At 67.3% G+C, this 1,347-nt stretch carries 1 pseudogene; it reads left to right on the top strand.

Going from position 1 to position 1,347, the window contains the following annotated elements:
* Positions 1 to 1,347 (top strand): annotated as a pseudogene (locus tag EOA33_RS35935) (protein ndvB); the annotation flags it as partial.

Genomic DNA, 1,347 nt, shown 5'->3' with positions numbered 1-1,347 from the left:
GATGTTCGTCGAGACCGAGATCGCCTCGAACAACAGCGCGATCTTCGCCGTCAGGCGCAAGCGCGACAAAAACGACCCCGATATCGCCGTTGCGCATTTCGTCACCGATCCGTCGGGGCCGTCGCGCGATGCCGAGGCCGAGACCGACCGGCGCGCCTTCATCGGCCGCGGCCGCACCATCGTCGACGCAGCCGCCTTCGATCCCGGCGCCAAGCTCGGCGGCCATTCCGGCTTCACGCTGGACCCGATCGCCTCGCTGCGCCGTCAGGTGCGCGTGCCCGCCAACAAGAAGATCTCGCTGACCTTCTGGACCATCGTTGGCGCCAACCGCGCGGAACTCGACGAAGCCGTTGCCCGGCTCGACCATCCGGAAAGCTTCGCTCGCCAGGCGATGCTGGCCTGGACCCGCAGCCAGGTGCAGACCCGCCATCTCGGCCTCAGCCTGACCGACGCCGCCAATGTACAGAAGCTGGCGCGCTACCTGATCTATCCCGATCCGTTCCTGCGCCTGCCGGCGGACTCCATCGCCTCCGGGCTCGGCAAGCAGTCGAGCCTGTGGCCGACCAGCATCTCCGGCGATTTCCCGATCTTCCTGGTCCGCATCGGCGACGTCGCCGACCTGGAGATCGTCGCCCAGGCGCTGCGCTTCCAGGAGTATATGCGAGCGCGCGGCATGATGATCGACTTCGTTGTCGTCAACGAGCAGGCATCGTCCTATGTTCAGGACCTGCAGCGCGCGGTCGAGACGCTGTGCGAGAACAGCCGCCTGCGCGGCAAGGAGCTCGGTCCGCGCCAGCACATTTTCGCCGTGCGCCGCGACCTCATGGACGAGGCGACCTACAAGACCCTGCTGGCGGTCGCCCGCGTCGCGCTGCATACGCGCAACGGCACCATCTTCGACCAGATCGAGCGCGCCGAAGCGGCTGCCCTGCAGGCGCGAGACGCCCTGCAGCAGGCCGGCGGCGTCGCGGCCGTGTCAACCTTGCCGGCCATTGCGCAACCGGCTTTTGCCGCCCCGGCCTCAACCAGCGCAAAAGCCGACGGCAGCGGCTTGAATCTCTGGAACGGCTTTGGTGGTTTCGATGGCGACGGCCGCCACTATGTCACGCGTCTCACCGGCCGGCGAACGACACCGCAGCCCTGGATCAACGTCATCTCCAACGCCTCGTTCGGCTTCCACGTCTCGGCCGAAGGCGCCGGCTTCACCTGGAGCCGCAACAGCCGCGACTACCAGCTGACACCGTGGTCGAACGATCCTGTCACCAACCGGCCGGGCGAGGGCATCTACATTTACGACCACGCCAGCGGCAAGGCCTTCTCGCCGATGGCCGCGGTGGTGCGCGACCC

It is taken from the genome of Mesorhizobium sp. M4A.F.Ca.ET.050.02.1.1, from assembly GCF_003997725.1.
Classification (GTDB): Bacteria; Pseudomonadota; Alphaproteobacteria; order Rhizobiales; family Rhizobiaceae; genus Mesorhizobium.
The sequence above is the reverse complement of the archived record's forward strand: the minus strand, read 5'-3'. Positions and strand labels throughout refer to the sequence as shown.